This is a genomic window from Enterobacter sp. BNK-34, assembly GCF_048684445.1.
Classification (GTDB): Bacteria; Pseudomonadota; Gammaproteobacteria; order Enterobacterales; family Enterobacteriaceae; genus Enterobacter; species Enterobacter pseudoroggenkampii.
The window spans coordinates 2,477,298-2,497,447 of record NZ_JBLQUA010000001.1; the positions used below are offsets into that span (position 1 = coordinate 2,477,298).

A 20,150-nucleotide genomic window follows, 5' to 3' on the forward strand; every position below is an offset into this window, starting at 1 on the left:
AACACAACGGGATAAAAAATGAAAAAGATTGCACTCTCTTTGGTGGCATTAGGGTTATTCACCGCTCTGCCTGGCTTCGCGGCCACACCCGCCCCGCTTCCGGCGGCCATTGCCAGCCATGACGGCCCGATCCGCATCGCGGTGATCCGTAACCTTGGCTCAGACGACAACACCACGCAGTTTATTGCCGGGGCCATTCAGGAAGGGAAGAAGCTTGGCTTTAAGGTCAGCACCTTTTTAAGCAACGGGGACGATGCCAAATTCCAGGACTTTGTGAACCAGGCCATCAGCCAGAAATATGACGGGATTATCCTTTCTCAGGGCCGCGATCCGTACTCCACCGCGCTGGTGAAGAAGGCGGTGGACGCCGGGATTAAGGTCGCCGTCTTTGATACCGCCGTTAACGGCGAGATCCCGGGCGTGACCGTCACCCAGCAGGACGATGCCTCCCTGACGAACCTCTCCTTCGGCCAGCTGGCGAAAGATTTCAACGGCAAGGCCAATATCGTCAAGCTGTGGGTGGCGGGCTTCCCGCCGATGGAGCGTCGTCAGGCGGCCTATAAAGAGCTACAAAAGCAGTATCCGGACATCAAAGAGCTGGAGTCCATCGGCGCGGTCTCCTCTGACGTGCAGGGCGACACCGCTAACAAAGTGGGTGCGATCCTGGCGAAATATCCGAAAGGCAAGATCGACGCCATCTGGGGCACCTGGGACGCCTTCAGCCAGGGCGCGTACAAAGCGCTGAAAGAGAACGGCCGCACCGAGATCAAGCTCTACAGCATCGACATCTCCAACCAGGATCTGCAGCTGATGCGCGAGCCGGGCAGCCCGTGGAAGGTGAGCGTGGCGGTGGATCCGAAGCTGATTGGCGCGACCAACGTGCGTCTGGTGGCGAACAAGATTGCCGGGGAAGCGACGCCTGCGACCTACGATTTTAAAGCCGCGGCCATTCCGCAGGCGCTGCTGACCGCCCAGCCGGGCGCGGTGAACGTGGCGTCGCTGGGGAAAATCATTCCGGGCTGGGGCCAGACGGAAGATTTTATCGCACCGTGGTTTGCGACGCTGGAAGCGAAGAATAAATAAAACCAAGCCGGGTGGCATCAGGTGCGGCCTGATGCCCTCACCCCGGCCCTCTCCCACGGGGAGAGGGGGAAACCAACAGGAGCTAACGGTGAATCATTTACCCCCTCCCGAATACAGCCGCAATATGCGGCTGATTGGCCATAGCGACCAGGGCGGTCGCCCGGACGGCGTGCAGCTGATGGTGCACCGCGGTTTCGCCTATATCGGCCATATGGTGTCGCAGGGCTTTTCGATTGTCGACGTGCGCGACCCGAAGAACCCGAAAGGGGCGGGCTACGTGCCCGCGCCGCCCGGCACCTGGAACGTGCACCTGCAGGCGCATGACGACCTGCTGCTGGTGATTAACGCCCGGGATCTGTTTGCCGATGCCCGCTTTGCCGACGAGAAGGTCTACTACACCCGCCAGGTGGGGGAGACCGTCCGCGACGTGCAGGACAAAGGCTGGAGCGCCGGGCTGCGCGTGTTTGATATCTCCACGCCGGACAGGCCGCGCGAAATCGGCTTTCTGTCGCTGAACGGGATTGGCATCCACCGCATCTGGTACGTCGGCGGCCGCTGGGCGTACGTATCGGCGCTGATCGACGGCTTTACCGACTATATCTTCCTGACCATCGATCTTGCGGACCCGCGTAAGCCCGAAGTGGCAGGGCGCTGGTGGCTGCCGGGAATGAACCAGGCCGAAGGTGAACAGCCGAACTGGCCGGAAGGGAAACGCTACGCGCTCCACCATGCGATTATTGCCGGCGATACCGCGTACGGCAGCTGGCGCGACGGCGGCCTGACGCTGCTGGACGTGAAGGATCGTACCCGTCCTAAGCTCATTAGCCACCGTAACTGGAGTCCGCCGTTTGGCGGCGGGACGCACACCGCGCTGCCGCTGCCGGACCGCGATCTGCTGGTGGTGCTGGATGAAGCGGTGCTCGACAACCAGGAGGACGGGGAGAAGCTGATCTGGCTGTTTGATATCCGCGAGCCGTCGAATCCGGTCAGCATCTCTACCTTCCCACAGCCGGATGAAATCGATTATGTGGCTAAAGGGGCGCATTTCGGCCCGCACAACCTGCACGAGAACAGGCCGGGGAGCTTCGTCAGCTCGACGCTGATTTTTGCGACGTATCAGAACGCGGGCGTGCGCGCGTATGACATCTCCAATCCGTATCGTCCGGTTGAAACGGGTGCGCTGGTGCCTGCCGCGCCGGCGAAAATGATGGATACCCGCCCGAATCGCCCGCAGGTGATCCAGTCGTGTGACGTGTTTGTGGATGCGCAGGGAATTATTTACAGCACGGACTATAACGGCGGGCTGTCGGTGATTGAGTATTTGGGGTGAGTGCGGTTTGATGCCCTCACCCCGGCCCTCTCCCACAGGGAGAGGGAGAAAATCAGCTGTACTGCCGTACCCGCGCCACCAGATCTTCCGCGCTGTCGATACGGTCGGCAATAACAATCAGCGCCTTGCCGAGCGTTATCGCGTGGCGAAGGCATTCGTGGCGCATCGCCTCGTCCTGAATGGTGTCGATATCCGCGACGTGGGAAAGCCCGACGCTGCGGCGAATGAGTTCGGTGCCGCAGAAGCCGATGGCATCATGCCAGACCTTTTTCAGGAAGGCGGAGGCATAGCCCGGCGCGCTGAGCGCGGCGTCGCGTGTTTTCTCGTGTGCCAGCGCCTGGAAGCGCTCCGCGAAGGTGTTCCACAGTTCCTGAATATCGGTCAGTCGCTGTTCGCGGGCGGCGGCGGCATCGCGAATGCCCAGATGTCCCGGCAGGCCGCAGAAGTTCAGCAGCAGGTTGCCGATAGCGGTGCCGACGTCAAAGCCCATCGGGCCGAAATAGCCGAACTCGGCGTCGATGGCCTTCAGGCTGCCGTCGGCCACAAAAATCGAGCCGCTGTGAATGTCTCCGTGCAGCAGGGCTTCAGCCTGAGAAAAGAAACGGAGCTTCAGGGAGGCCACGGCAATTTTCAGCTGGGCGTCGTCGCGCAGGGCGGCGACGTCATTTTCCAGCTCGGCCGGGTAGCTGTTGCGTTCGTGGATCTGGTACGGATCGTTGAAGAACAGATCTTCTGTGATCTCGCACATCGCCGGGTTGATGAATTTTGCCACCTGCGCTTTTTTCTCGTGCGGGTGCAGGTAGAAATCGCTGGTGTGGAACAGCGCGTGCGCGAGGTATTCACCCAGCTGACGCGCCGCCTGAGGGTAGTAGATGTTGCCGATCAGCTCGCCGCGCCAGATGCGATGGCTGGAGAGATCTTCCATCACCATCACCGCCAGTTCCGGGTCGAAGTGATGAATTTTCACCGTGTGCTGCGGGCTGTGCCGGTAGTGCTCGACCAGGGTTTGCGCCTCCAGACGGGCGCGGTCCAGCGTCAGCGGCAAGGACTCGCCGACGCAGCGCACGTAGGGCAGCGCCTGCTTCACGATGATGCGGCTCACACCCGCGCTGTCGAAGATTTTGAACACCAGATTGAGGTTGCCGTCGCCTACCTCCTGCGCCTCCACCAGCGATGAAGGATCGTCAAGGCCGCCAAACTGCCTGGCATATTCCACGGCGTCCTGAGCGGTAAAGGTACGGTATTGCGACATGGCCTGCTCCTCACGGGTTTGCTAATAAAGACATGTAGACGTCTATACATCTGGATTTCATCCTGACACAATGTGCTACAACAACGCAACAGGGAATTAACGACATGCAGACATTACAGACGACCAGCCTGCGGGTAGCGGATAATCAGCTCTTTATTCTCGACCAGCAGGCCCTTCCGCAGGAGAAACGCTGGCTGGATGCCTCAACGGTAGAGGCGCTGGTGGGGCATATTCACGCCCTGCGGGTGCGCGGCGCGCCGCTGATCGGTCTCTCTGCAAGTCTGCTGCTGGCGCTGCTGGCGGAAAACGGCAAAAGCCGTGACGAGCTGGCGGTTGCGCTGGAAACCCTGCGCGCATCCCGCCCGACGGCGGTGAACCTGATGAACAACCTTGACCGCATGAAGCTGGCGCTGTGGCAGGAAGAGTATGTTCCGGCGCTGGTGGCGGAGGCGCTGCGCCTGATTGACGAAGACAAACGACTCTGTGACGCCATTGCGAGAGCGGGCAGCGCGCTGGTGAAGCCCGGCAGCCGCCTGCTGACCCACTGCAACACCGGCGGGCTGGCAACGGCGGGTGTCGGCACGGCGCTGGGCGTGATTGCTCGCGCGCATCAGGAGGGCAAGGTCAGCAACGTCTGGGTGGATGAAACCCGTCCGCTGCTGCAGGGTGGCAGACTGACCGCGTGGGAGCTTGGCGAGCTGGGCGTGCCGTATCAGCTGATTACCGATTCCATGGCCGCCAGCCTGATGGCGAAAGGGCTGGTGGACGCCGTGTGGGTGGGCGCAGACCGCATTGCGGCTAACGGCGACGTGGCGAATAAGATCGGCACCTATTCTCTGGCGGTGCTGGCGAAATTCCACGGCATTCCGTTCTACGTGGCCGCGCCGCAAACGACCCTCGATCCGGACTGCCCGAACGGCGACGCGATCCCGATTGAGCAGCGCGCCGCCAGCGAGGTGACGGGCGTAGCCGGAAGCTTTGGCGAGGTGCAGTGGGCGCCGGAAGATGCACGGGTTTATAACCCGGCGTTTGACGTTACCCCTGCCTCGCTGATTAGCGGCTGGGTGCTGGATACGGGCGTGGTCACGCCGGACGCGGTGGCAAACGGGAAATTCGCCTGAGTCCGGCTATCCTTTAAGGGGTTCCCTTAAGAGGACAATATCGTGACGCTCGATCCTGAAACAGACTTAAAACTGGAGCGCGTGGTGGACGCACCGCGCGATCTGCTGTGGCTCTGCTGGACCACGCCGGAACACATCAAAAACTTCTTCATTCCTGCTCCCCATAAGGTGACCGAATGCGACCTCGATCTGCGCGTGGGCGGACGGTTCAACACCGTGTTTGAGGTGGACGGTCAGCGGATGGATAACCGGGGTGTGTTCCTTGAAATCGATCCGGGGAAAAAGCTGGTCTTTACCGACGGCTATACCGAAGGCTGGAAACCGGCCGAGAAGCCGTTTATGACGGCGATTTTATTGCTGGAAGATGTCGGGGAGGGCAAAACGCGCTATACGGCGATTGCGCGTCACCCCACGAAGGAAATCCGCGAGCAGCACGAGCAGATGGGCTTCCACGAAGGGTGGGGGATTGTGCTGGATCAGCTGGTTGAGTATGTGAAGGGATTGAAGCGTTGAAGCTCGAGCGGCCTGATGCCCTCACCCCGACCCTCTCCCACAGGGAGAGGGAGCAAACACTAAAAACGGCAGCTATAGCTGCCGTTTTGCTTTTACCTATGCCAGCCGTGGATACGCGTCCGCGATCGCATCACCCGTAAACTGGGCCACCCAGCCTTCCGGATTGTCGAAAATACGAATCGCCGTAAAGTTCGGCTCTGAGCCCATATCAAACCAGTGCGGCGTGCCCGCAGGAACGGAAATCAGGTCGTTTTTCTCGCACAGTACCTGATACACCTCATCGCCAATGTGCAGGCAGAACAAGCCCGCGCCTTCCACGAAAAAGCGTACTTCGTCTTCACCGTGGGTGTGTTCGTTCAGGAACTTCGCGCGCAGCGCCTCTTTCTGCGGATTGTCGGCACGCAGGCTGATCACGTCCCAGCTCTGGTAACCCTTCTCTGCGACCAGTTTGTCGATCGCATGTTGATACGCCGCGATCACGGCTTCAGGCGCGGGATCGTGTCCTAAATCGCGATCCGCCGCCCAGCGTTCAAACCGCACGCCTTTCGCGTTGAGCTGTTGGGCAATCTCGGCGGCGTCGGTACTGTGCCACTGGTGTTGACTGGCGTCTTTATCGGAATAAATGGTCAATGCGCTCATGAAGGGATCTGCTCCGGGTTAATCTCGTCAAACTGGTGGACCTGATGGTGGTGGCTTGCGCCGTCATCATCACCGCGAATCAGCTGCAGGGTACGAAAACCTGCCTGTTCAGCCGCGTCCAGCTCCTGATGAATATCGGAGAGGAACAGGATCTGCGACGGGGCGATGCCCGTTTGCGCCGCAATGTTCTGATACGACTGCACCTCGCGCTTGGCGCCGATGTGGGTGTCGAAATAGCCGCTGAACAGATGAGTAATATCACCTTCGTCGCTGTAGCCAAATAACAGTTTCTGCGCAGCAACGGAGCCAGAGGAATAAACATAGAGATCAATCCCTTGCGCTTTCCATTTTTCCAGCGCGGGCAGCACGTCCGGGTAGAGATGGCCGGTAAAGTCGCCGTTGACGTAGCCGTCGTGCCAGATGATCCCCTGCAGCGCTTTTAGCGCAGTAGATTTGCGGTCTTCATCCATAAAGGCAAACAGGGCGTCGATAAGCTCGCTGACGCTGGCGTGCGGATTACCGATTTCATCACGCAGGTTGTCCAGAATGGATGTGACCGGCTCGGCGTACTGCTGCGCGGTCACGAAGGCCGCCAGCCGCTCACGCGCGTAGGGGAACAAAACATCATGGACAAAACGAATATCGCTGGTGGTGCCTTCAATATCCGTCACAATCGCGCGAATCATACTCTCTCCAGTTGTCGTAAACGCATTTCACATTCAAACAGGAATTCCAGTCCTTCCAGATGACGGCGGGCTTCGGCCACATCGCGTCCCCAGCAGGTTAAGCCATGGCCGCGCAGAAGAAAACCATAATTAAGCGGGCGTTCCTGCGCGTAATGGGCGATTCGCGAGGCGAGGGCGTCAATGTCCTGGTCGTTATCGAAGACCGGGATAGCCACCGTATCCAGATGCGTGCTCTGCCCGGTGAGGGATTTTTGCATCTCAAAGCCGCTGATGTTGAGCTCGGCTTCTTTGACCAGACGCGAGAGCACCGTGGCGTTGACCGTATGAACGTGCAGGACTGCGTTGGCCTCAGGAAACAGACGATAGATAAGGGTGTGCAGCCCGGTCTCCGCCGACGGTCTGCGGCCAGACGGCGCGCGGTTGGTGGCGATCTCCACCTGGAGAAAATCCTCCGTCGTCAGGCTGCCTTTGTCTTTGCCCGATTCGCTGAGCCAGCAGAGGCGTTCGTCCTGACGCACTGACATATTGCCCCCGGTGGCGGGTGCCCAGCCTTTGGCGCCAATCCAGCGGCAGGCGTCGACCAGATGCGTGAGTTGCAGGTTGTCTGTCATTTTCCTTTTACCCTCTCGGACAGGAATATTCATATTGTTTAGACGTCTAAGCGTCTTGATTGCCAAAGACTAACATCGTGTTATAGTGGCAGCAACATAAGTATTACAAGCAGGCACAACACAATGAGCATTAACGCATTGATTCCGCAAAGTAAACTTCCCAATCTCGGTACCACCATCTTTACGCAGATGAGCGCCCTGGCGCAGCAGCACAACGCCATTAACCTTTCTCAGGGATTTCCGGATTTCGACGGGCCGACCTATCTGCAGGAGCGTCTGGCGTACCACGTGGCGCAGGGGGCGAATCAGTATGCGCCAATGACGGGCGTGCAGGCGCTGCGGGAAGCCATTGCGGATAAAACGGCTGAGCTGTATGGCCATAGGCCCGATGCGAACAGCGACATTACGGTGACGGCAGGGGCGACCGAAGCGCTGTATGCGGCCATCACCGCCCTGGTGCGGGCGGGCGATGAAGTCATCTGCTTTGACCCGAGCTACGACAGCTATGCGCCTGCGGTTGAACTCTCCGGCGGCGTGGTGAAACGCGTGGCGTTACAGCCACCGCATTTCCGCCCCGACTGGCAGGCGTTTGCTGCGCTGCTGAGCGACAAAACCCGGCTGGTGATCCTGAATACCCCGCACAATCCGTCGGCGACGGTGTGGCAGAAAACGGACTTCGCCGCGCTGTGGCAGGCGATTGCCGAACGTGAAATCTACGTGCTGAGCGATGAAGTTTACGAGCACATCTGCTTTGCAGAAGAGGGACACGCCAGCGTGCTGGCCCATCCGCAGCTTCGCGAGCGCGCTATCGCCGTCTCGTCGTTCGGTAAGACCTACCATATGACCGGCTGGAAAGTGGGTTACTGCGTCGCACCGGCCGCCATTAGCGCTGAGCTGCGCAAGGTGCATCAGTACCTGACGTTTGCCGTAAACACGCCGGCTCAGCTGGCGCTGGCGGATATGCTGCGCGCGGAGCCCGAGCATTACCGCGAGCTGCCGCACTTCTATCGTGAACGTCGGGATCTGTTTGTGGCTGCGTTAAGTAAAAGCCGCCTGGAAATTTTGCCGTCTGAAGGAACCTACTTCCTGCTCGCGGACTACAGCGCGATTTCCGATCTGGACGACGTCAGCTTTTGCCAGTGGTTGACAAAAGAGGTGGGGGTGGCCGCCATTCCGCTGTCGGTGTTCTGCGCCGATCCCTTCCCGCATAAGCTGATCCGCCTTTGCTTTGCGAAGCAGGAATCGACGCTGCTGGCGGCGGCAGAGCGTTTGAACACGCTCTGATTATTTCACCGTCCAGGCTTCGGAATAGCGACGGTCTGCAAACAGCATCAGCAGACCGTTGATTTGCTTGAGACGCAGAACCTCGTCGCTGTCCATCCCCAGCTCTTTGCCAATTCGCTCATCGTTCCAGCCGAGCTGTGCCAGTTCGCGCACGATATCCGACATGGCGTTAATCTGGTGCCGACCCCGCGCCCGGTTGTGACGGATCGTGGCGGCCATACGGTCATGCTTTTCCTGTCGATCCTGGCGCAGGCAGGTGACGGGGAGATATCCCCTGAGCTGACGCTTCAACGCCGCCCGAGTTTTGCCGATTTCATGGCGGTGGAAACCATCCACAATTTCGTAATGTTGCGGTTCACTTTCCGTCACGACAATAGGTTGGGTGAATCCATCGAGTTCCAGCGACTTGCTGAGCAGCCGTTTTTCTGGAGGGGCGACGTTATTGGGGTTGTAGTCGTTAGCGGTAATCGCGTCCTGTTTGATCCAAAGCACGCAGTCTATCGGTTGCTCACGAAAAGGACTGTGTCGATGGATCGCTTCACGAAAAGCATTGATGGCGTTAATCCGATCCTCTTCGGGAAGAGACTGAAGGTACGTTTCGATCTCGGTGATTAATCGTTGTCGCATAATATGCCCCACTCCTTGCGTTTCGCCTTCACTCTTTCACTGTAGCGCTGATAATGTTTGGGTTTATTTGGGCTGAACGACAGCGCTCTGCACCAGTAGTCGTTATTAAGGATAACCTTGCAAATGCGGCGCCATGAGGGAATGTCTTTGGCACCAATATCACCGTCCTGGGTGTCGGGAATATCCTCGATGCCCTTCTTCTGATACCAGCGCAGATAAATGGCGATTTTATTGCGGTAATGCTCAGCCGTATTTTGCGGCATGCTGTCGAGCAGCAGCAGGGCATATTCGCGCCAGCAGAGGTGATCGGGTTTCAGGATTTTCCGGTGACCATAAAAGTGGTTATCGTGCCCGGCGTAAATTCCTCCGCTGCGCACGCCGCTCACGCGCTCGCACATGGCCGCCCAGCGATCGGGCTCAACAACATGGTAGAGCCATAATCCCTGACGCTGCTCCGGACCAAAGGGCTCACAAATACGCATATAGCGGGGCGGCACGCCAGCCTGGAACATCAGGTCATAGAGTGGGTTATAGCAACATCCCGATTTGGCAAACCAGGTCCAGATATCGGCGGTTTTCCAGTCGTAGAGGGGATAAACATACCAGGCATGCCCCCCAGGGGCGACGGTCGTCCAGGGTTTATCATCGGCAAACCGCTGCTTACGCGCCGACGCGATAGCCAGAAAACGGTTGTAAGATTCATCGGCGCGGATGCCAATCATCACCGCCGCCGGGCGATTGTGAGAGAACCAGTCGGAGAAGCTGCGAACAAAAGTTTCAAACGTCATGCCGGGCTGGTAGAAGGGAAAAAAAGCGGGATCGGTTATCGCACCGTCAGGGGGCTGGCGGACCCATCGGGTGCCGGGTTCCCAGCATTGCCATTCCGGCTGAAATTGCGACAGAGAATTTTGCGTTGTCAGGGGAAGCGCGACCCACCAGAAATGGCCGATGATATCGCTGTATAACTCGCGCATACGTTCAACATGGGTGATGGTATGGCTAAACTGCGCTTCCCAGTCGATAAAGAGAACGTCTATTTTAATATTCATCTGTCGCGCCTGCCGGGCAACCAGGTGCAGCATAGTGGTGGAGTCTTTACCTCCTGAAAAAGAGACACAGATCCTCGGTAAATTTTCGAGAGTCCATTTTATTCGTTCCCGAGCCGCAGAAAGAACATCCTGATTAAGAGGATACTTATAAATTGACATATTTGTTCTCATCCTGAGGAATAAATACCAGACGTTAGTGTCAATACTAGAGTGAGAATGATATCAGTCAATAATTTATGATGTGTATAAAGTTAATGCTGAATGTTTATATAACGATGGTGTATGTTTCTGGAAAAGGTGGTTCCCATCCTGTGTGAAAACCACGCTAACATCTCACGGTAAAGTTATTTCTTCAATAAAACTCGCGAATGCTGAGCTATTCAGTGCGGAGCGATTATACATCATGTAAATATCAATGCTGGGAAATTGAATGTCTGTCTCTACTTTGCGCAGGTTAAGCGCTGGACCATATTGTTCAAAGGCCGGCGTGGGCGCTAACCCTATGAGGTCGGATGAACTGATCACCGACAGAAGGGATATAAAAGAGTCGCTTCGATAAACGATATTTCTTTCGGTTAACAGGCTCTCGGCTTTTTCCTGGTAGTCTTTGACGCTGTTCTCATCGCTCAGGTAGGCGGTGAAATGTTCATTCAGAATCTCTTCACGCGTGGGATTTCCGCTCAAGCGGGGATGATCATTCCGGCAAACGAGCACAAAAGGCAGCTTATGGAAAAGGCTGGAGGCAATTGAGCGGCTGCTTGAGGAGGAAAAAGAAAATATCAGGTCGGCTTTTCGGTAAGCCAGGAGATCTTCTGCTGAATCAGGGGCAAGAAAAACATCATGTAATTCAATCGAATAGTTATACTTGTTCATGAGCAGTTTCATTGGCTCAAGCATCGTTTTGGTGCTCATAAACTGCGGGCAGTAAATGACAAAATTCTTCTTCAACCCGCTGCTGTGCATGATATTGATAGTCTGCTCAAGCTGGTTCAGGTTCTGTTCCAGATGATGATGCAAATTGACGCCGACGGTCGTGGGCGTGATCCCTTTACCGGAACGGATAAACAGAGGATCGTTGAGTTGTCCTCGCAGGCGTTGCAGTGACTGACTCACGGCAGAGGGTGTGATATACAGCGTCTCGGCGGCTTTACTGATACTAAGATGTTGGTAAATGCACTCGAAAATGACTAACAGATTAAGATCGAATTTTTTAAGGTCGTAGAGGTTTGCCATGTTTCGTCCTGAGGATGCTGTGTTTGCTGTGGTTATCACATCACTGATAACTATAGTTTGAAGTTAACCATTTACAATCCTTTCGATTAACCCTCTTAAATTTAAATTAAATTCACCTTAATATATCACGACGCCAGATTATTGAAATAGTGCTTCAAGGAATATGAAGGTAATTTTATCTCAGATGTTTCAATGAGCATTTTAAATAACAATTGTCATTTATATATTGAGGTATTTTTATAATGAAAATAAATTTATAACGTCCCGAAATGATGTTTGGCAAAACCTATCGCAGCCATAGGCAGGAATACCTCTCTTATGGATTGCCCAATCCCTGAACGGGTGGTGTAATCAAAGGGCTGTTACCCCTTGATATAAAGGGTTGTAGAGCGCAACGCAACGCCAGCTTCGGCTGGCACTGAATGTACCTGCGGGGAATTCAGGTATCAGGGCCGCCCGTTGAGGCGGCCTTTTTACTTTCAGGCTTTCCTGTAAAAGGTTCACCTTGTTGTCTTGTCGACGTTGTAAGGTTTGGCTGATTGATTTGATAAAGCATACGCATTAGCCCCGATGGATAAAGTTGGTTACCTTACATCTCAACGAAAACACGGAGGAAGTACAGATGTCTTTGATTAACACTAAAATTAAACCTTTCAAAAACCAGGCGTTCAAAAACGGTGAGTTCATCGAAGTAACCGAGAAAGATACCGAAGGTCGCTGGAGCGTCTTCTTCTTCTATCCGGCTGACTTCACCTTCGTTTGCCCGACCGAACTGGGCGACGTGGCTGACCATTATGACGAACTGCAGAAGCTGGGCGTAGACGTTTACTCTGTGTCTACCGATACCCACTTCACCCACAAAGCATGGCACAGCAGCTCTGAAACCATTGCAAAAATCAAATATGCGATGATCGGCGACCCGACTGGCGCCCTGACCCGTAACTTCGACAACATGCGTGAAGATGAAGGCCTGGCTGACCGCGCCACCTTCGTTGTTGACCCGCAGGGTATTATCCAGGCTATCGAAGTTACCGCTGAAGGTATCGGCCGTGATGCGTCTGACCTGCTGCGTAAAGTGAAAGCAGCGCAGTACGTGGCTTCTCACCCAGGCGAAGTGTGCCCGGCGAAATGGAAAGAAGGCGAAGCGACTCTCGCTCCATCCTTAGACCTGGTCGGCAAGATCTAAGTCTGTAAAGCCTGGCGGGGCTGCGCTTGCACAGGCCTACAGTATCGTAGGCCGGGTAAACGAAGTGCCACCCGGCAATCAATGGGCGCCCCCCGCGCCCATTTCATTCCAGCACCATGATGCAAGTTGCATTCAGGCCGCCCGTTAAAGGCAGCTTGCATGATGACGTTTTAAGAGAGGGAAGAATAATGCTCGACACTAATATGAAAACCCAGCTCAAGGCCTATCTTGAGAAACTGACCAAACCCGTTGAGCTGATTGCCACGCTGGACGACAGCGCGAAATCGGCAGAGATCAAGGAACTGCTGGTTGAGATCGCCGAACTGTCGCCAAAAGTGACCTTCAAAGAAGATAATTCGCTTAACGTCCGTAAGCCTTCTTTCCTGATTACGAACCCAGGCTCTGAGCTGGGGCCGCGCTTTGCCGGCTCGCCGCTGGGTCACGAATTTACCTCGCTGGTGCTGGCGCTGCTGTGGACCGGTGGTCATCCGTCGAAAGAGGCGCAGGCGCTGCTGGAGCAGATCCGCGATATCGACGGCGATTTTGAGTTTGAAACCTATTATTCACTCTCCTGCCACAACTGTCCGGACGTGGTGCAGGCGCTGAACCTGATGTCGGTCCTCAACCCGCGCATCAAGCACACGGCAATTGACGGCGGTACCTTCCAGAATGAAATCACCGATCGCAACGTGATGGGCGTTCCGGCGGTGTATCTGAACGGTCAGGAATTCGGTCAGGGTCGTATGACGCTGACGGAAATCGTTGCCAAAGTGGATACCGGCGCCGAAAAACGTGTGGCGGAAGCACTGAACAAACGTGATGCCTACGACGTGCTGATCGTCGGTTCCGGTCCGGCGGGCGCGGCGGCGGCAGTGTACTCCGCGCGTAAAGGGATCCGCACTGGCCTGATGGGCGAGCGCTTCGGTGGCCAGGTACTGGATACCGTGGACATTGAAAACTATATCTCCGTGCCGAAAACCGAAGGTCAGAAGCTGGCGGGGGCGCTGAAGGCGCACGTCAGCGACTACGACGTGGACGTGATCGACAGCCAGAGCGCCAGTAGGCTGGTACCTGCTGCGGTTGAGGGTGGTTTACACCACATTGAAACCGCCTCCGGCGCGGTGTTGAAAGCACGCAGCATCATCATTGCCACCGGTGCGAAATGGCGCAACATGAACGTCCCGGGTGAAGATCAGTATCGCACCAAAGGCGTGACCTACTGCCCGCACTGCGACGGCCCGCTGTTTAAAGGTAAACGCGTGGCGGTGATCGGCGGCGGTAACTCCGGCGTGGAAGCGGCTATCGACCTGGCGGGGATTGTTGAACACGTCACCCTTCTGGAGTTCGCACCAGAGATGAAGGCCGACCAGGTTCTGCAGGACAAAGTTCGCAGCCTGAAAAACGTCGACATCATACTGAACGCGCAGACCACGGAAGTGAAGGGCGACGGCAGCAAGGTGACCGGTCTGGAATACCGCGACCGCGTGAGCGGCGACGTGCACAGCGTTCAGCTTTCAGGGATCTTCGTGCAGATTGGTCTGCTGCCAAACACCACCTGGCTGGAAGGCGCGATTGAGCGCAACCGCATGGGCGAAATCATCATCGATGCGAAGTGTGAAACCAGCGTGAAGGGCGTGTTTGCGGCGGGCGACTGCACCACCGTGCCGTACAAACAGATCATTATCGCCACGGGTGAAGGGGCGAAGGCGTCTCTCAGCGCGTTTGACTACCTGATCCGCACCAAAACCGCATAAGAAAAGAAAGTAAGGCTACACCTGCAATAGCGAGAGGCCACCGAAAGGTGGCCTCTTTTTTTATCTGACGACCATCACCGGTATATGCGTGTGGCGGATCACGCTGGAGGCGTTAGATCCCAGCAGATGCGTAGTAATGGAAGGGTTGCGCGAACCGATGACCACCACGTCTGCTTTCAGCTCGTTCGCCAGTTCATTTACCGCATCACGTACGCTGCCGAATCTGACGTGCGTTTTGATCCGTGAAGGGTCGATGCTGAAGTGGCTGACCATGGTTTGCAGGCGCGTTTCCGCCTCGTGCTGCAGATGCTCTTCGAAGCGGCGCACATCGGCAGCAAAGCGGTGCAGGCTCAGGCTGGCGGAGCCCGGGAGCACGTGCAACAGATGGATGACCCCGTCCTGCTGCGCCAGGAACTCCGCGTGGCGTACGGCCTTGTCGCTCAACTCCATCTCAAAAACATCAACCGGCATAATGATTCTCTGATACATACCCGTTTCTCCTTGTTTATAAACGCTGTACTCATTCAACCACAAAATATTAATGGTTTCTGTAAGCGCCCCGTCAGTTTTCTTATCTCGCCAGGATAAATCTCAAAAGAACCGTATTACGGGGCAGACCTTCAGGGGTAGCTACCCTTATAGACTTACCTGGAACCTTTCGGAGGTCGCATGAAAGCACTTACGTATCACGGTCCACACCATGTTCGCGTCGAGAATGTCCCTGACCCCATCATCGAACAGCCCGACGATATCATTCTGCGCGTCACGGCCACGGCGATCTGCGGCTCCGATTTGCATCTCTATCGCGGAAAGATCCCGAAGGTGCAGCACGGCGATATTTTTGGCCATGAGTTTATGGGGGAAATCGTCGAGTGCGGTGCAGAGGTAAAGAATTTGCAAAAAGGCGATCGCGTGGTGATCCCCTTTGTCATCGCATGCGGGGATTGTTTCTTCTGTCGTCTGCAGCAATACGCGGCCTGTGAGAATACCAATGCCGGGCAGGGCGCCGCGCTGAACAAAAAGCAAATCCCCGCGCCGGCCGCGCTGTTTGGCTATAGCCACCTCTACGGCGGTGTGCCGGGGGGACAGGCGGAATACGTTCGCGTGCCGAAGGGGAACGTCGGGCCGTTTAAAGTCCCGCAGCTTCTTTCTGATGATAAAGCACTTTTCCTTTCCGACATTTTGCCCACGGCCTGGCAGGCGGCAAAAAATGCGCAGATTGCAAAAGGTTCAAGCGTAGCCGTTTTCGGCGCCGGGCCGGTGGGGCTACTGACCATTGCCTGCGCACGGCTGCTGGGGGCTGAGCAGATCTTTGTTATCGATCACCACCCGTACCGGTTGCGATTTGCCGAGGCACGATACGGCGCAATTCCCATCAACTTTGATGATGACAACGACGCCGCGGAAAAAATCATCGAGCAGACCGCGGGCCAGCGCGGCGTTGACGCCGTGATTGATGCGGTCGGGTTTGAAGCGAAAGGCAGCACCACGGAAACGATCCTCAGCAATCTAAAAATTGAAGGCAGCAGCGGCAAAGCGTTGCGTCAATGCATTGCTGCCGTGCGGCGCGGTGGGGTAGTTAGCGTACCCGGCGTGTACGCCGGGTTTATCCATGGATTCCTGTTTGGCGATGCCTTTGATAAGGGGCTGACGTTTAAGATGGGTCAGACGCACGTCCATGCCTGGCTGGGTGAACTGTTACCGCTGATCGAAAAAGGGCTGCTTACGCCGGAAGAGATCGTGACCCATTATCTCCCCCTTGCGGATGCGGAACGCGCCTATAAGATTTTCGAAAAACGGGAGGAGGAGTGCCGGAAGGTGATTCTGGTCCCGGGCGCAGAGACCCCCGAAGCCGCAGAGCAGACCGTTAAGGGCCTGGTGAATGCCTTCCCGGGTGGGGTGGCTTGAGAATGTTCGCTTACCAGTGGCGTTCAAGATAGAGCACTGCCGTGACGATAATCGCCACAAAAATCAGAAAGATAAGTGTGATAACGCCTATCTCACTCATGACCGTCCCCGCGGCACCAAAACAGATTAAGCGTGGATTAAGGCCATTTTGCGCGGTATAGGAAAATCGTGTGAATTTGCGGAAAGAGGATGCGGCGGCATCCTCTGTGCAAAGCGGATAGGCGCTTATTCAGAAGAGATTAACGCAGGTAATCGCCTGCGGCTTCTGGCTGGTAGAGCAGCTCCAGCACTTCCAGATGGGTTGAAGCGCCGCCCGGCAATTCCCAGTGGATCGTATCCCCCGTACGCAGTCCCAGCAGTGCGGCACCCACAGGCGCAAGCACAGAAAGCTGTGCGCTGCTGTCGGTCATCTGCGCCGGGTAAACCAGCGTGCGGGTCAGCTCTTCACCGGTGGTCAGATTGCGGAATTTCACCTGGCTGTTCATGGTGACTACGTCATGCGGCATCGTCTCAGGCGTGCACATCTGTGCCCGGTCGAGTTCTTCATTCAGGGCGTCGGCCACGGGGAGCGAGGCAAATTCTGCTTTTTCCAGCAGCCTGTCGATACGTTCTGCGTCGAGCTCATTGATGATAATGGTAGGTCTGGACATTTTTTACTCCATGTCGTTAATGCTGCGTCTAACGCAGAAACTGATCCAAAAGAAAACCCTCGCCGTCTGGCAGCGAGGGTTTAACTCTCCCGATGATACTGGCTGAGCGCGCAAGTTTGAAGTGATGAAAGTCACATTCATGGTCCATATGAATTTTCGCTGAAATTTATTCAGTCTTCATTCCTGGCGGAATACGTTACGCTGAGTGTCCTGAATCCGGGCGTTGCCCGCCAACGAGAGAGCACTATGTACTTCTATCAACCGTCTCAGGGGCACGGCCTGCCGCATGACCCGCTGAACGCCATTATTGGCCCACGTCCGATCGGCTGGATCTCCTCATGCGATAAGGCCGGTCAGCTGAACCTTGCGCCGTATAGCTTCTTTAACTGCTTTAACTATCGCCCACCGATCATCGGCTTTTCCAGCAACGGCTGGAAGGACAGCGTGCGTAATATTACTGAGACAAAAGAGTTTGTCTGGAATCTGGCGACGCGCGATCTCGCGCAAGCGATGAACCAAACCTCCGCGATGCTTCCCCACGACCGGGATGAATTTAGCTTTGCCGGACTAACGCCAGCGGCCAGCCAGCTGGTTAACGCCCCACGCGTTGCAGAAAGCCCGGTGAATTTTGAGTGTCGACTGTCGCAGTGCATTCAGCTGACCGGTGCCGACGGTACGCCGGTGGAGACGTGGCTGGTGTTGGGGGAGGTGGTCGGTATCCATATTGCCGAAACGCTGCTGGAAGAGGGGATATACCAGACGGCGAAAGCGCAGCCCATCCTGCGTGCGGGTGGGCCGACGGCGTACTATGGCATCAGCGATGAAAACCGGTTTGATATGGTGCGCCCGGGCGCGGATCAGTAGCCGGCTTTATCAATCACGAATTGGTTTCCGCAGTTACCCGGATGTGGCTGCGGGGCAAATGAGGTCGCAGAAAGCGGGTTGTTAATGGCGTTTGCCTTCAGCGAAATCTGCATCTCGGTGAGATACGCCGGATTGCCGTTGCAGGTCAGCTTGAACGCTTTGACGTTCTCGTTGCCCCAGCTTTTGGCCACGGCACTATCAAAATCACTACGGTTGACGGATTTCCCGTAGTTATCGGCGAGGAATTTTCCGACCGCACTGTTTTTAACCTCCTGATTCATCCGTACCATCGTGCCGAAATAGGCATCCGGGTCAAAACCAAAGCAGACGCCATGTTTGGCATATTCGTAGCGTTCCAGGCAGGAATTCCCGCCCGCGCCCGGCATCACGTCATTGAGCTTTGCGGCAGCGGAAAGCGACAGTCCGGTTTCGGCGGCATCGCATTTGCGGCTGGCCTTCACTTCCGGCATGTTCGGAATGGGGCGTGTGGCGCAGCCAAAACGCATCCATCGACGGTCATCCACGCCGCGTGCGGCAATAGATTTCGGCAGGCCGGGCCATAACCCGTGCACGGTCAGAAAATCGGCTTTATTCTCGCGCTCTTTTTGCAGGCGACATTCGTCAGGTTCATTACGGTTGCGCTCAACCATGCTCTGACAAAACCCGGTTTGCCAGGACAAAGCCAGCACATAGCGATCGAAATCGCCATATTGGGTTGCCTTCAGCGGTTCCGCCTGTGCGGAGAAGATACAGAGTGCAAGCGCCATTGCGCCAGACGGGATGACGATATCCTTCCTGAACATATGATTTCCTGATCGAATGAGCGTGATTAATTTCTGAGGGTTATTAAAGCATAAAAAGCGCCCGCAGGCGCTTTTTGGATATCCCTAATTTCGCTTAGGCCGCGCCGGGAACCAGCACTTCCGTGGCGATAATCACGATAATCAGGCCAACCATAACGGGCACTGAGGTACGTTTTACCACTTCGAATGGTGAGATTTTCGCCATCCCGGCAACGGCGACAACCACGCCTGATACCGGGGAGATGGTACGGCCCAGGTTTGACGCTTGCAGCATGGGTATGGAGAGATAGGCCGGGTTAATACCAGAGGAGTGAGCCAGTTTCGGGATCATCTCAACGAAAGCGTAGAAAGGCGCATTACCGGAACCCGTGGTCATCGCCGCCAGCATGGTGAGCACCACCAGAACCAGCATCAGGATAATACTGGCCGATCCGAACGAGGTGGCGATCGAGATCAGGCTCTGGATAAAGCCGATGGTGCTCAGACCCTGGGCAAAAACGCCCGCTGCCACCAGCAGCATCACCACGCCAGCGAAGGCATCCGCCATACCGCGATAGGCAACTTCCAGACCCGAGAACACCTTTTGCGTGTTAAAACCACGCACAAATTCCAGCACGGCAGCCAGCAGCATGCAGATAACCAGAATGGTGATGATGTGCAGCTGCGGACCCCATTTGCCGTCAAAAATCAGCACCCCGATAATCGGCGTGAAGGGCAGAATGGCATAAAACGCGGGAGCGGTAGTGGTGATTTCACTCACGTCCATCATTTCATGGCTGATGTTTTCTTTCTTATCGAGATAGCGCTGCCAGAAGAAATGCGCGATACCCATGCCGACAATGGCAACAATGGAGATCGGCAGCGTGGTTTTAAAGGCGAAGTCGATGAGCGACATCTCCGCTGCCTTTGCCGCCAGCACGACGTCGCCGGAGGTAGGGGAAAGAATAATCGCTGCCGGAGACGCGCAAATGGCTGCTGCCGCGCCGCGGCTGATACCGACGTTCACCATGACCGGGAACAGCGTGGCCATCAGCAGTACGCCAAGTCCGGTAGCCGACGAAACGGCCAGCGACATCAGGCAGGCGAGGAAATAGGCGGCGACCATCAGCAGATACGGCGAGTTAATGTACTGCAGGGGTTTGGAGGCAAGTTTAACGACCATGTCGTTGGCGCCGATGTGGGTCATGTAGGCCGCAAAACCACACAGCATCATGATCATCATGCCCAGATCGCCGCCGCGGCTCATGAGCAATATTTTAATGTATTCAACAATATCTGTAGCGGTGTAACCGGTGCTCGTGGCGCTGGCAGGTAACACCTGGTGCCCCATCAGTGCGCTGATAATCAACAGCGTTAAACCGCCAACAAATAATACGCCCGTGGCCGAGTAGCCTTTAATGATGTAGCGCGCGACGCCGACAATGACGACGACTCCAATAAGGAGCTCGAATAACGTAAGCATGATTTCCCCTGTATCTCTGCTGCAGTGGAGCACAAAAAATCAATAAAAAAAGAAGGATGGAAATGTGCCGAATAATTGGCCTGTTCTTGCTGATT

At 56.0% G+C, this 20,150-nt stretch carries 21 protein-coding genes; 9 read left to right on the plus strand and 12 right to left on the minus strand.

Translation table 11 applies throughout. The features are described 5' to 3' along the window. Positions 1–18: 18 nt before the first annotated feature. Together ACMGG5_RS12070 and ACMGG5_RS12075 are read left to right on the plus strand one after the other, a co-directional pair. A complete protein-coding gene (locus ACMGG5_RS12070; protein ID WP_090417834.1) occupies positions 19–1,083 on the plus strand; it encodes a sugar ABC transporter substrate-binding protein in 1,065 nt (354 codons plus the stop codon). Between the two features lie 88 nt (positions 1,084–1,171). Then, positions 1,172–2,413 (plus strand): LVIVD repeat-containing protein, encoded by a 1,242-nt coding sequence (locus tag ACMGG5_RS12075; protein ID WP_175557788.1) that lies wholly within the window; start codon positions 1,172–1,174, stop codon positions 2,411–2,413. A gap of 52 nt (positions 2,414–2,465) precedes the next feature. Here ACMGG5_RS12075 and mtnK read toward each other — a convergent pair whose 3' ends face one another. Next, positions 2,466–3,665: an S-methyl-5-thioribose kinase gene (gene mtnK / locus ACMGG5_RS12080; RefSeq protein ID WP_420277918.1), complete on the minus strand. Its 1,200-nt coding sequence runs from the start codon at positions 3,663–3,665 to the stop codon at positions 2,466–2,468. Between the two features lie 104 nt (positions 3,666–3,769). Here mtnK and mtnA point away from each other — a divergent pair, with 104 nt between their 5' ends. Continuing rightward, entirely contained in the window at positions 3,770–4,786 is a 1,017-nt protein-coding gene (mtnA, locus tag ACMGG5_RS12085) for an S-methyl-5-thioribose-1-phosphate isomerase (protein WP_090417828.1), read from the plus strand. A gap of 42 nt (positions 4,787–4,828) precedes the next feature. After that, positions 4,829–5,299, plus strand: a complete 471-nt coding sequence (locus ACMGG5_RS12090; protein ID WP_049138715.1) for an SRPBCC family protein — start codon at positions 4,829–4,831, stop codon at positions 5,297–5,299. 96 nt (positions 5,300–5,395) lie between these two features. Here the strand turns inward: ACMGG5_RS12090 and ACMGG5_RS12095 are convergent, their stop codons facing one another. From ACMGG5_RS12095 to ACMGG5_RS12105, 3 genes are read right to left on the minus strand one after another with little or no spacing between them, the layout of a single operon-like run. Continuing rightward, positions 5,396–5,938, minus strand: a complete 543-nt coding sequence (locus ACMGG5_RS12095; RefSeq protein WP_023315605.1) for a 1,2-dihydroxy-3-keto-5-methylthiopentene dioxygenase — start codon at positions 5,936–5,938, stop codon at positions 5,396–5,398. After that, the gene (gene mtnC, locus ACMGG5_RS12100; RefSeq protein WP_024906997.1) at positions 5,935–6,624 is read right to left on the minus strand and encodes an acireductone synthase; all 690 of its coding nucleotides are present in this window, start codon (positions 6,622–6,624) and stop codon (positions 5,935–5,937) included. The genes ACMGG5_RS12095 and mtnC overlap by 4 nt, the downstream gene beginning before the upstream one ends. Beyond that, the gene (locus ACMGG5_RS12105; RefSeq protein WP_090417825.1) at positions 6,621–7,235 is read right to left on the minus strand and encodes a methylthioribulose 1-phosphate dehydratase; all 615 of its coding nucleotides are present in this window, start codon (positions 7,233–7,235) and stop codon (positions 6,621–6,623) included. The genes mtnC and ACMGG5_RS12105 overlap by 4 nt, the downstream gene beginning before the upstream one ends. Before the next feature lie 123 nt (positions 7,236–7,358). Between ACMGG5_RS12105 and ACMGG5_RS12110 the strand changes: the two genes are divergently transcribed. Next, positions 7,359–8,519: a pyridoxal phosphate-dependent aminotransferase gene (locus ACMGG5_RS12110; RefSeq protein ID WP_090417822.1), complete on the plus strand. Its 1,161-nt coding sequence runs from the start codon at positions 7,359–7,361 to the stop codon at positions 8,517–8,519. Here the strand turns inward: ACMGG5_RS12110 and ACMGG5_RS12115 are convergent, their stop codons facing one another. The 3 genes from ACMGG5_RS12115 to citR form a co-directional block, all read right to left on the minus strand. After that, positions 8,520–9,146 (minus strand): IbrB-like domain-containing protein, encoded by a 627-nt coding sequence (locus ACMGG5_RS12115; RefSeq protein ID WP_090417820.1) that lies wholly within the window; start codon positions 9,144–9,146, stop codon positions 8,520–8,522. Next, the gene (locus ACMGG5_RS12120; RefSeq protein ID WP_148769594.1) at positions 9,131–10,354 is read right to left on the minus strand and encodes a phosphoadenosine phosphosulfate reductase; all 1,224 of its coding nucleotides are present in this window, start codon (positions 10,352–10,354) and stop codon (positions 9,131–9,133) included. The genes ACMGG5_RS12115 and ACMGG5_RS12120 overlap by 16 nt, the downstream gene beginning before the upstream one ends. A 174-nt stretch (positions 10,355–10,528) precedes the next feature. Then, on the minus strand, positions 10,529–11,428 hold the full coding sequence (citR, locus tag ACMGG5_RS12125; protein ID WP_208763613.1) for a DNA-binding transcriptional repressor CitR: 900 nt from the start codon (positions 11,426–11,428) through the stop codon (positions 10,529–10,531). Positions 11,429–12,050: 622 nt separating this feature from the next. On the opposite strand from citR, the gene ahpC reads away from it, so the two are divergent. Both ahpC and ahpF read left to right on the plus strand, forming a co-directional pair. After that, positions 12,051–12,614: an alkyl hydroperoxide reductase subunit C gene (gene ahpC, locus ACMGG5_RS12130; RefSeq protein WP_008501015.1), complete on the plus strand. Its 564-nt coding sequence runs from the start codon at positions 12,051–12,053 to the stop codon at positions 12,612–12,614. 188 nt (positions 12,615–12,802) lie between these two features. Beyond that, positions 12,803–14,368: an alkyl hydroperoxide reductase subunit F gene (gene ahpF, locus ACMGG5_RS12135; RefSeq protein WP_420277919.1), complete on the plus strand. Its 1,566-nt coding sequence runs from the start codon at positions 12,803–12,805 to the stop codon at positions 14,366–14,368. Positions 14,369–14,428: 60 nt separating this feature from the next. On the opposite strand, the gene uspG is transcribed toward ahpF, so the two are convergent. After that, a complete protein-coding gene (gene uspG / locus ACMGG5_RS12140) occupies positions 14,429–14,857 on the minus strand; it encodes a universal stress protein UspG (protein WP_023310731.1) in 429 nt (142 codons plus the stop codon). A gap of 180 nt (positions 14,858–15,037) precedes the next feature. Here uspG and ACMGG5_RS12145 point away from each other — a divergent pair, with 180 nt between their 5' ends. Beyond that, entirely contained in the window at positions 15,038–16,276 is a 1,239-nt protein-coding gene (locus ACMGG5_RS12145; protein ID WP_024907005.1) for a zinc-dependent alcohol dehydrogenase, read from the plus strand. A gap of 10 nt (positions 16,277–16,286) precedes the next feature. Here the strand turns inward: ACMGG5_RS12145 and yldA are convergent, their stop codons facing one another. Then, complete coding sequence (gene yldA, locus ACMGG5_RS12150) at positions 16,287–16,376, minus strand: small membrane protein YldA (protein WP_008501020.1); 90 nt, start codon at positions 16,374–16,376, stop codon at positions 16,287–16,289. Positions 16,377–16,515: 139 nt separating this feature from the next. Continuing rightward, on the minus strand, positions 16,516–16,926 hold the full coding sequence (gene rnk, locus ACMGG5_RS12155) for a nucleoside diphosphate kinase regulator (RefSeq protein WP_024907006.1): 411 nt from the start codon (positions 16,924–16,926) through the stop codon (positions 16,516–16,518). 246 nt (positions 16,927–17,172) lie between these two features. Between rnk and ACMGG5_RS12160 the strand changes: the two genes are divergently transcribed. Further along, positions 17,173–17,790 carry a flavin reductase family protein gene (locus ACMGG5_RS12160; protein ID WP_148769598.1) on the plus strand — a complete coding sequence of 206 codons (618 nt, stop codon included), beginning with the start codon at positions 17,173–17,175 and terminating at the stop codon, positions 17,788–17,790. Here the strand turns inward: ACMGG5_RS12160 and rna are convergent. Then, positions 17,784–18,593, minus strand: a complete 810-nt coding sequence (gene rna, locus ACMGG5_RS12165; RefSeq protein WP_024907007.1) for a ribonuclease I — start codon at positions 18,591–18,593, stop codon at positions 17,784–17,786. The two genes, ACMGG5_RS12160 and rna, sit on opposite strands and share 7 nt — an antisense overlap. Before the next feature lie 94 nt (positions 18,594–18,687). Beyond that, positions 18,688–20,055, minus strand: a complete 1,368-nt coding sequence (gene dcuC, locus ACMGG5_RS12170; protein ID WP_032649567.1) for an anaerobic C4-dicarboxylate transporter DcuC — start codon at positions 20,053–20,055, stop codon at positions 18,688–18,690. Positions 20,056–20,150: the final 95 nt, after the last annotated feature.

What these genes read in the sequence shown, in the direction of transcription:
- rna (WP_024907007.1), bottom strand. Translation starts at nt 18,593, where the DNA reads ATGTTCAGGAAGGATATCGTCATCCCGTCTGGCGCAATGGCGCTTGCA.
- ACMGG5_RS12145 (WP_024907005.1), top strand. Translation starts at nt 15,038, where the DNA reads ATGAAAGCACTTACGTATCACGGTCCACACCATGTTCGCGTCGAGAAT.
- ACMGG5_RS12160 (WP_148769598.1), top strand. Translation starts at nt 17,173, where the DNA reads ATGTACTTCTATCAACCGTCTCAGGGGCACGGCCTGCCGCATGACCCG.
- uspG (WP_023310731.1), bottom strand. Translation starts at nt 14,857, where the DNA reads ATGTATCAGAGAATCATTATGCCGGTTGATGTTTTTGAGATGGAGTTG.
- ACMGG5_RS12095 (WP_023315605.1), bottom strand. Translation starts at nt 5,938, where the DNA reads ATGAGCGCATTGACCATTTATTCCGATAAAGACGCCAGTCAACACCAG.
- citR (WP_208763613.1), bottom strand. Translation starts at nt 11,428, where the DNA reads ATGGCAAACCTCTACGACCTTAAAAAATTCGATCTTAATCTGTTAGTC.
- mtnA (WP_090417828.1), top strand. Translation starts at nt 3,770, where the DNA reads ATGCAGACATTACAGACGACCAGCCTGCGGGTAGCGGATAATCAGCTC.
- ahpC (WP_008501015.1), top strand. Translation starts at nt 12,051, where the DNA reads ATGTCTTTGATTAACACTAAAATTAAACCTTTCAAAAACCAGGCGTTC.
- dcuC (WP_032649567.1), bottom strand. Translation starts at nt 20,055, where the DNA reads ATGCTTACGTTATTCGAGCTCCTTATTGGAGTCGTCGTCATTGTCGGC.
- rnk (WP_024907006.1), bottom strand. Translation starts at nt 16,926, where the DNA reads ATGTCCAGACCTACCATTATCATCAATGAGCTCGACGCAGAACGTATC.
- ACMGG5_RS12115 (WP_090417820.1), bottom strand. Translation starts at nt 9,146, where the DNA reads ATGCGACAACGATTAATCACCGAGATCGAAACGTACCTTCAGTCTCTT.
- ahpF (WP_420277919.1), top strand. Translation starts at nt 12,803, where the DNA reads ATGCTCGACACTAATATGAAAACCCAGCTCAAGGCCTATCTTGAGAAA.
- yldA (WP_008501020.1), bottom strand. Translation starts at nt 16,376, where the DNA reads ATGAGTGAGATAGGCGTTATCACACTTATCTTTCTGATTTTTGTGGCG.
- ACMGG5_RS12070 (WP_090417834.1), top strand. Translation starts at nt 19, where the DNA reads ATGAAAAAGATTGCACTCTCTTTGGTGGCATTAGGGTTATTCACCGCT.
- mtnK (WP_420277918.1), bottom strand. Translation starts at nt 3,665, where the DNA reads ATGTCGCAATACCGTACCTTTACCGCTCAGGACGCCGTGGAATATGCC.
- ACMGG5_RS12105 (WP_090417825.1), bottom strand. Translation starts at nt 7,235, where the DNA reads ATGACAGACAACCTGCAACTCACGCATCTGGTCGACGCCTGCCGCTGG.
- ACMGG5_RS12120 (WP_148769594.1), bottom strand. Translation starts at nt 10,354, where the DNA reads ATGTCAATTTATAAGTATCCTCTTAATCAGGATGTTCTTTCTGCGGCT.
- mtnC (WP_024906997.1), bottom strand. Translation starts at nt 6,624, where the DNA reads ATGATTCGCGCGATTGTGACGGATATTGAAGGCACCACCAGCGATATT.
- ACMGG5_RS12110 (WP_090417822.1), top strand. Translation starts at nt 7,359, where the DNA reads ATGAGCATTAACGCATTGATTCCGCAAAGTAAACTTCCCAATCTCGGT.